The sequence below is a fragment of the Novosphingobium sp. 17-62-19 genome, from assembly GCF_002256775.1.
Classification (GTDB): domain Bacteria; phylum Pseudomonadota; class Alphaproteobacteria; order Sphingomonadales; family Sphingomonadaceae; genus Novosphingobium.
Genome location: NZ_NCII01000117.1, coordinates 1 through 8,544, shown reverse-complemented (window position 1 = coordinate 8,544; position 8,544 = coordinate 1). Strand labels below are relative to the sequence as shown.

Here is an 8,544-nt window from a genome sequence, read left to right as displayed (position 1 = left end):
TTCGTCCTCCATGGGGACGGACCTTGGCGTCCCGGTATCGTCGGTGAAGACGCGCATTTGCCGCGTCGGAAATGCGCGCTCGAGATAATCGATGATATATTCTTTGCAGTCGCAGTTTATGTCGAGCGTGGCGGCGGGAGGCGCAGGTTTTCTTCGGTTTTCCATGATTTCACTCCAGATAATATGAGGGTCAGGGGGAATGTTCGGAGACGGGCTAGGCCCGCCTTCGAACGTCGGTAAGCATGGTAATCAGGGCATCGGATGGCGGCTTGAAGCGCCCGGGCTTGATGGCGGGGGCACCGTGAGCCGCGAGGATTTGCAGCTTCTCCTCGGGATCGGCCCGCAGGTAGGTCTCGGTGCTCTGTATGCTGGCATGGCCAAGCCACAACGCGACCTTGCGGATGTCCCCGGTCGCCGCGAGCGTGTGCATCGCGCAGGAATGGCGCAACACATGCGGCGTAACCCGTTTGCCGAGGATCGACGGCTGCTTTGCCGCCGCTGCTTTGACGTGTTCAGCCAGTCGGAATGCAAACCCGTCACGGGTCATAGGCTGCCCGTTGGCATTGAGGAATATCTCGGCAGCTTGCGCGTCGGGCCGTATCGCAAGCCACGCGCGCAATGCGAACTGGGTCTCCTTCCAGAGCGGCAGGACCCGTTCACGCCGACCCTTGCCCATGATGTGCACGGTGGACAGGGAGCGGTCCGGGAAATTGCGCAGCTGAAGCGACACAAGTTCCGATACCCGGAGCCCGCCGGCATAGGCCAGATGCAGCATGGCGCGATCGCGTGTGCCAAGGCGAGTGCGGGGATCGGGGGCGTCGAGCAACGCCTTGATCTCGGCCCGGTCGAGGTAGTCGATCAGCGCCTTGTCGGTCTTCTTGGTCGGGATCGATCTGACGCGGAGCGCCTGGTCCAGGCAGGCCGGAATGCGATACTCTATGTACCGGAAGAAGGACCGGATCGCGGCGAGCCTGCCGTTGCGGGTCCGCACGCAGCTGCCGCGACCGGTCTCGACATGGTCAAGGAAGGCCATGATCATGTCGGTGCCGAGATCCTCGATCTCAAGATCGGTCGGTCGGCGCTTCAGCCGACCGGCAGCGAACTGGACGAGGAGGACGAAGCAGTTGGCATAGGTCTTCACCGTGTGCGGACTGACAGCGCGTTCGCGTGGCAGATGTTCACGCAGGTATGCCGAGAGATGCGGAGCGAGCGCCGTCATGCGGCCTCTCCCCGGTAAAGTTGCTCGCTGGCGGCCGCGATGTCGCGCAGCAGCACCGGCGTGGCCTCGAGATACCAATACGTGTTGGCGACCGACGCGTGCCCAAGATAGACGCTGAGTCCGGCCATGTGGTGTGCAATCGCCTCCCTGTCGGGTGGGCAGGACTCAAGGGAACGCACGGCGAAAGTGTGCCGCAAGTCGTGTAGCCGCATCCCGGCCGTTCCAGTTGGTCCGCGGTATCCAAGCTGTCGGGCCAGCCTGACGAACACGATGTGTGCGCGCACTTTATGGGGGGCTCTTCCCCGGATGGTCACGAACAGGTCATTGCCCGTGGCACCGAGCCTTGCCCGGGTGGCGAGATATGCTTCGAGCGCCTGACGGGTCGATGGCTGCAACGCTACAAGCCGCTGTTTACCGAACTTGCCGTTGCGGACGATCAGGCCATCCTCGACCAGATCGCTGCATTGTAACGCGAGGGCCTCGGAAATCCGGAGTCCTGTCGCGGCCAGCAGACCGAACAGGTAGTGATAAGTGTACGGGCTGATCATGCCCTTGGGAGGAACGCCCAGTGCCGCCGTCATGATCGCCCGGACCTGCTCGGGCTTGATGATCGTGGGCGTGGGGCGGGGCCGCTTGCCTCGGCCGAAAACGCCCGCAGGTGGAACCTCGTGGCCCGAATCCTCGGCATGAGCGAAAAGGCTGAAGTTACGTGCGGTGTCGAACCTCCGGCGGGCCACATATTGTGAGCTCGACGTGTGGCACCAGTCGTAGATGCGCTGGACCTGAGTGTGCCGATCGCCGAAACCCTCGGCGTAGGCAGCGTACTGGCGGAGCATCCGGTCCTGTTCGGAATACTTCCGGCCCAGGCTGCGATGCAAAGCGACGTATCTTGAGATGTGTGTGTTCAACATGGCAGGTCTCCGGGCCAGGGCTGCGCGATCTTCATGAGCATCGGCAGATCGACCTTGGCGTAGATGGCAGTGGTCTCGGGCGAGCTGTGACGCAGGATGGTCCCTACGGACTCCAGGCCCGCGCCCGCGCGCAGCAAGTTGGTGGCAAGCGAATGCCGGAATATGTGCGACCCGGTCGGCACCCCTCCGATCCCACCGCGCTCGTGCGTGCGTGCGACGATGCCTGCGATCTCCGCGGACGAGCTGAATGGCCGGAACGGAGCTTGCACGCGCAGGAACAGATGGTCTTCGACGGCCTTCGGGCGGGCTGCCGCAAGATATGCCAGAATCGCGTCGCCGACATCCTGCGGCAGTGGCAACCGGTCCGGCCTTCGGGTCTTGCCCTTGACCCGGATGTACCCGCCCCGCCAATCGATATCGTCGAGCCGCATGTCCCGGACATCGCCCGCTCGCAGTCCGAGCCTGGCGAGCAGGAGAATGATGGCCTTGTCGCGGACTTCCACCGGCCGATCGGTCGGACAGGCTGCAATGATCTTCTCGATCATGGCCGGGTCGACGTGACGGGGTAACGCCGAAAGGCGGTAGCGCTGCACTGATGGTATCGCGTGCAACAATGCCGGTCGGCACTCGCCTTGCACGATCAAAAACCGAATGTAGCTCCTCATTATCGTGACGAGCAGCGATGCCGAACCCGGCGTCTCCTTGCTTCGTCGTTGGAATGCCCGCCTGAGAGCGGCTGCATCCCATTGTGAAGGCTCGCCGAGCATGGGCATGAGCCGCGTGATATCGGTCCGGTAACGCCGGATCGTCTCGTCGGTCGCGCCGCGATGTTGCTTGAGCCATGTAAGATATGCCGCCATGTGCGGGTTATCGTCCACCACCGGTTCGACCGATGGGATGACGCCCCGACCCCGCAGAAACTCGACGAAGTGCCGAGCGCAGCGCCGCCGCCGCTTGGTGCCCGTGGCGACCAGCTTGCCCCGCTTGCGCCAGACCGGGCAACGGCAATCATGCACGGCGTACTGGTCGATGATCGTGTCGTCGATATCGGCCCACCGTCGTCGCGCAATGCGAAGCCAGGCCACGACATGCTCGGCCTCGGATCGATAGGACTGCGCCGGTCCCTGCGCGAGTTGCAGACTATTGATCGCGTCGAAATAGTCGGCGAGGTGCCGTGGCAAATCGTCGATCCCGTCGTCGACTTCGACGTAGCCTTGATCTTCCAGGAAGCGGACGAAGCGTCTGACCCGCGCTGCAATGTCCGCCTTATATACTGGCTGCTGCGCCGAATACCGGTGGCACCGGCACCGGTGCTTCTCGAACCGCCGAACAGCCCGATCGTCGATCGTGCGGACTGCGATCCCATGCAGCTCCAGCCAATGCAGGAAATGGCGGGCAGCAGCGCCAAACAGAACCGCACAGGCTGACCTCTCGTCGAGCGACAGAGAGGAGAGGAATGCGGTGAGTAGGGTGCCGTGACTGGGCGGGTCTTCGACCCGGAGCGGGGCCGCTCGAAACGGCAATGATGATCTTGTTCGCATGTAGCTTCCTTCGACTTGTTGAGGTCGAAGGAACTGTAATTATCTGGAGTGAAATCATGGAAAACCGAAGAAAACCTGCGCCTCCCGCCGCCACGCTCGACATAAACTGCGACTGCAAAGAAGCGATCTAATGTTGAGCTCAACATTACACATACTCGCGTGGCGATAGGTCCAGTTCCAGCGCCTCACGCTCATCAGGATCTAGCTCATTGAGACGCCGGTTGAGGATCGATTCCGCCGTGCTGACGAGCTGGACGACCACGCTTTCTTCGCTGGCCAGATGCTCATCTATTGCGGGATAGATCGAGGGGAGCTTCAGGCTGAGCAGGACTTGCGCAAAGAAGCGCTGCTTGGTGCCCTCGAACCGGCTGCGCGCCGCCGCCTTGGCGCCACTGTTGAGCGTCCTGTTCTCAAGACCATCGACGATGCCGGTAAGTTCGAGCGCGGCTTCGAGGTTCTGGTGGATGATCGTCCAGGCCTCGCAGTAGGTGTCGTAGACCGCGATCTGTTCAGGGGTCAGATCGTGGCGGAGGATATCGTACTCAATCCCGGTGAAGCTGAGCGCCCTGGCGAGGTAGAGCCCGGATGCCTTGAGATCGCGGGCAACCAGTTCCATCGCAGCAATTCCGCCGTCGCGGATTTCGCTGATGAACTGTTCGCGGGCCGCAAACGCCGTGCCCGGCCCCCACAGACCGAGACGGACCGCATAGGCGAGGTTGTTGACGTCGGATGCTCCCGTTGCCGAGGCGTAGAGCACCCGGGCGCGCGGTAGCGTATTCTGGAGCAGGACACCGGCGATGCCCTGAAGCGAGCCCTGCTTCTGCCCCAAGGCCCCTTCCCCGCCAGCAACGCCCCCCATTTCGTGGGCTTCGTCGAAGACGATGACGCCTTCGAAGTCTTCGCCAGCCCAGCGCACGATCTGGTCAAGCCGGGTGTCCTCGACGCGCGAGCTCCTGAGCGTGCCGTAGGGCACGAACAGGATGCCCTCGGGTGCGGTGATTTCTTCACCGATTTTCCAGCGCGAGAGCTCAAGGATATCCGACGGCAGTCCGCCGATTGCGGTCCAGTCGCGCTGGGCGTCCTCGAGCAGAGGCGCGTTCTTCGAAATCCAGATGTGGCGGCGATTGCCTTTGAGCCACTGGTCGAGAATGCAGGCGGCGGCCTGCCTGCCCTTCCCCGCTCCGGTGCCATCGCCGAGGAAAAAGCCGGTACGGTACAGCTGGCCGTCCGGGTCCTCCTTGAGCGCCACTTCGCTGGACGGATGGCTGAAACGGCCATGGAGATCACGCGACCAGGCCTCGCCGGCATAGATCACCGTTTCGAGCTGGGCGGCGGACAACAGTCGCGCTGTAACAGTCCGCTCGGGCAGAGATGGCACATAGCTGGGCTTTGGCGCCGCAATCGAAGCCATGGCTGCCGACTCGACCAAGTGGGTCGGGTGTTCTCCAGCTTCCGCGATCACGACGCGCGAGGGACGATAGTCGGCATAGACCCCGCGCTGCTCGCCCATGGCCGCAGGTTCGTCCAGCACTTCGTAGGCGACGGGGCGAACCTCATTGGCTTGTGCCGCCCGCACGATCACAGGCCGGGATGGACCGGTCTTCACCGAGCGAAACAGGCTGAGCTTGGGTCGGGGTGCAGCTGATTGCGTCGGGTCACACAAAGGCGCCCGGGGCGGCACCGGCGGCAACGCTGCGAATAGTTCGCCGACCGAACTGCGGTTGATCGTGGATACGCCGATCTCGCCTGGCACTTTGTCGATCACCAGCACGCGAACGGCGATCCCGGTGCCGTGCTTGGCGTAGCCGCCCTTGTCTAGACGGAGCGACAGGACGAGCCGGGCGCCTTCGAGGGTGCGCCGGAACGTTTCTTCGTCCTTGTCAGAAGGTGAGAACCAGTCCGGCATGATCGCGACGATCCGGCCAGCCGGCAGCAGATGATCCAGAGCAGCCCGGAGGTGCCTGGCGGCAGTATTCTGATCTTGCCCACGTGATTGCGATACCGAGAACGGCGGGTTCATCAGAACAACGCTCGGCCGTTCTGTCCCGGAGAGCAGCGCGCTGAGTTTCGCACCGTCGTGGCGGTAAACCTTCGTATCCGGAAACACGGCCTCAAGCAGGTTCGCGCGGGTTGGCTCGAGTTCGTTGAGGATCAGGTCCCTGACCGCGCCCTTGGCAAGCGAAGCGATGATCCCGGTGCCTGCGCTTGGCTCGAGCAACACGTCATCGCTCGAAAGCCTCGCCATATGAACTGCAAGGCGAGCCAATGTCGGCGGCGTGGAGAATTGCTGGAATTGGATCTGATCCTCGCTGCGTACCGTGTGGGTTGGCAGTTCTTTCGCCAGCGCCTCCAACGTGGCGATCGCCGCGCCGACGTCCATGCGGCCTACCAGCTCGGGAATGGTCAGGGAGAGCGCAACTTCCAGCGCTTCGAAACTGTCGCGCTGCTGCCACGCCCCTTCTGCGTCGCTGCCGGCTGCACTCTCGGACATGGCCGCGCTCAGTGCGGCACGGTCGATCGGAACAGCCCCATCAGTTTGGTAAGCGAGCAGCTTGGCGGCAAGTGTGCGCGCAGCGCCGAGAATGGCGCTCGCGCGCGGGATCGTTGTGGTCATGCGGAGATCTCCTGAGCTTGCGCCGATCAGCGGCACGTCCGCTCCAGCCCCCCTCCTCTCACCGCTTTAGGAGCTGCGCCCAGTCGTTCATGCGGCCCGGCGGCCATTCGGTCTCGATTGCAAGTCCGGGGCGTCGGTAGGATTCGGCTGCGTGATCGCGTGCCCGCCTGCCCTCGGCGTCGTTGTCCGCCAGCAGGATCACGGTTTCGACTGACGCCGGGATGTCGACCTGGTGAAAGCGTTTGGCTCCCATGGTCGCCCAGGCCTGGATACCCGTGAGCGACGTATACGCAGCCGCAGTCTCGAAGCCCTCGCATATGCCGATGGTCTTGCCTGGCTGCCCGTTGGTCCACGCAGCGCCGATGGCCTGGCCGAGGACGCGCTTCTCGGTGTAGCCCGCTGTCGACGGATCGAGGAAAATCCGCTGGATCGCGGCGATCGCGCCTGCCTTGCGCATCGCGACGAGGAGTGCCGGCTCAAAGCTGGCCAGCTTCCCCTGCCCTCGTGGGCACCGGGGGTGAAAGCGCAGGTCTTCGAGTGGTGCCCAGATCTGGCGGACCTCACGCACATATCGTTCGGCTAGCGTTCCTTCGATTGAACGAGCAGCTCGCCAGATGGTGAGCTGAATTCCAGTGCTGCGCTGGAAGCTGGAGGTCACGCCAGAGGCATCGACGATTGGGAGTTCGGCGATGCTCCGAAGAGCTGTGAGTACGTCTCGGCTGTCGCAACCTGCGTGGCACGTCACGAGAATGGCTCGATCACCCTGGCGGATCGAAAGTGACGGGGTTCTGTCGGCATGGCAAGGGCACCGACACATCGCGGTATTGCCGAACCACGTGCCCCCGAGGCGGGTAATGAGAGCGCGTAACTCTGACGTAGGGTTATTGCTGACAAGGGGCATAATCGCCCAGCTCGCCCCCGCTCCCCTCCCCCTGCAGTGAATCCTGTGTTCTGTTCTTGCCAGATGGACTGTCCATGTTGGAGCACACGAATCAGTGATTGATCTTCTAAAAGTCAATTTACACACGCCGCTGCTTGCAGCGGAAGGATTCATGATTCTAAGGATTCAGATTCACGGGCCGAAAAGAGGCGCGTTTACAAGTATTTATGGCCATATAGCTGACCTCATGGGGGGATTTGCCTGACCTTGTGGGGGAAATAGCCTGACCCATCGGGGGAACTTGCCTGACCCTTTGGGGCCTTCCTGACTCATTGGGGGAATCAAAGGGATGTGCGTTCCCTGCCCCGCTAACGTGAATAGCTGAATCGCGAAGGCGTAGAAATCAAGGCGAGATTCGAAATTAGGCCAAAGGTACGCCGACTCGTGTTTGTCTGCGGCTTTCCTAGCCGAGTAGCTGTGCTTCTATCCTGACCAGTTGGGGGTGGCTACCACACTTCCATCCTGACCTGACTTGACGAAGGAGGTCAGGTCAGGCAGCAAGCAAGGCTCGAGAATCATATTCTGATCGAAATATGGCATGGAAAGTGAAGTTGGCCAAATAGCCAAAGGTGTTGAAGAGGCCGCGGAGGAAGTATCTCCTGGGCGTGCCATGCGTGTTGCCGCAGCTCTAAAAGCTAAGGGCGGAGATGAATTCGCCAAGCCAGGCAGCATCATCGAAATCAAGTTCGTCAAAGGTGAATCGCTCAGTCTCACGGCGTCTCGGCTACTAGCCCTGATGATCTTGACTGCGGGAGGAGACGCTTGGGAGGATCGGCCACACCGAATTCGCAAAGCTGACATTCGGCGCGGGCATAAGGGCAATGAGCGGATCACCGACATGCTCCAGGAACTCCACCGAACGCTCTTCGCCGTTGATGACAAATCTTGGCGGGGCAAGAAGGCGACGCTCCTGTTTTCATTGATCTCGCGGTCGCGGGAGGAAACGGAAGAAGAGGGCGGTGAAGCAGGCTGGATCGAATGGGAGTTCACGCCCGATGCGCGCAAGCTAATCCAAGCGTCCGAGACATACGCTGTCCTGAATCGCCAAGCGGTCCTTGGTTTTCGTTCGAACTATGCGCTCAAGCTTTATGAGCTGGGTGCTCTTCGCTTGCATCGTCGTCAGGCGACGTGGAGGGGGGACATGCAAGCGCTTCGAGCAGCCCTTGGTATTCCACCCGAGGTATACACCGACTTTGCTCAGCTTCGGCGCAAGGTGCTTGAGAAGGCCAAGTCCGAGATCGACCAGTTGGCGCACTTCCGTGTCGAATGGCGCGAAATTCGGCAGGGCAGGACGGTTGCTGAGATTGAGTTCCGGTTTG

General features: G+C 61.9%; 6 protein-coding genes. 1 reads left to right on the top strand and 5 read right to left on the bottom strand.

What is annotated here, in order from left to right; translation table 11 throughout:
- Positions 1-214: 214 nt before the first annotated feature.
- From B7X90_RS16930 to B7X90_RS16910, 5 genes are all read right to left on the bottom strand, one after another.
- Positions 215-1,219, bottom strand: a complete 1,005-nt coding sequence (locus tag B7X90_RS16930; protein ID WP_292626438.1) for a tyrosine-type recombinase/integrase — start codon at positions 1,217-1,219, stop codon at positions 215-217.
- Positions 1,216-2,130, bottom strand: coding sequence for a tyrosine-type recombinase/integrase (locus B7X90_RS16925; RefSeq protein WP_024921906.1), 915 nt, complete (start codon positions 2,128-2,130; stop codon positions 1,216-1,218). Before B7X90_RS16925 ends, B7X90_RS16930 begins: the two co-directional genes overlap by 4 nt.
- Positions 2,124-3,671 carry a tyrosine-type recombinase/integrase gene (locus B7X90_RS16920; RefSeq protein ID WP_292626433.1) on the bottom strand — a complete coding sequence of 516 codons (1,548 nt, stop codon included), beginning with the start codon at positions 3,669-3,671 and terminating at the stop codon, positions 2,124-2,126. Before B7X90_RS16920 ends, B7X90_RS16925 begins: the two co-directional genes overlap by 7 nt.
- A gap of 145 nt (positions 3,672-3,816) precedes the next feature.
- A complete protein-coding gene (locus B7X90_RS16915) occupies positions 3,817-6,285 on the bottom strand; it encodes a strawberry notch-like NTP hydrolase domain-containing protein (protein ID WP_292626431.1) in 2,469 nt (822 codons plus the stop codon).
- A gap of 58 nt (positions 6,286-6,343) precedes the next feature.
- Positions 6,344-6,943, bottom strand: coding sequence for a toprim domain-containing protein (locus B7X90_RS16910; RefSeq protein ID WP_292626429.1), 600 nt, complete (start codon positions 6,941-6,943; stop codon positions 6,344-6,346).
- Positions 6,944-7,763: 820 nt separating this feature from the next.
- On the opposite strand from B7X90_RS16910, the gene B7X90_RS16905 reads away from it, so the two are divergent.
- The coding region (locus B7X90_RS16905) for a replication initiation protein (RefSeq protein ID WP_292626426.1) at positions 7,764-8,544 on the top strand (781 nt) is incomplete at its 3' end.

Bases quoted from the DNA above. Each gene is read 5' to 3' on its own strand.
- B7X90_RS16915 (WP_292626431.1), bottom strand. From the start codon at position 6,285: ATGACCACAACGATCCCGCGCGCGAGCGCCATTCTCGGCGCTGCGCGC.
- B7X90_RS16920 (WP_292626433.1), bottom strand. From the start codon at position 3,671: ATGCGAACAAGATCATCATTGCCGTTTCGAGCGGCCCCGCTCCGGGTC.
- B7X90_RS16930 (WP_292626438.1), bottom strand. From the start codon at position 1,219: ATGACGGCGCTCGCTCCGCATCTCTCGGCATACCTGCGTGAACATCTG.
- B7X90_RS16925 (WP_024921906.1), bottom strand. From the start codon at position 2,130: ATGTTGAACACACACATCTCAAGATACGTCGCTTTGCATCGCAGCCTG.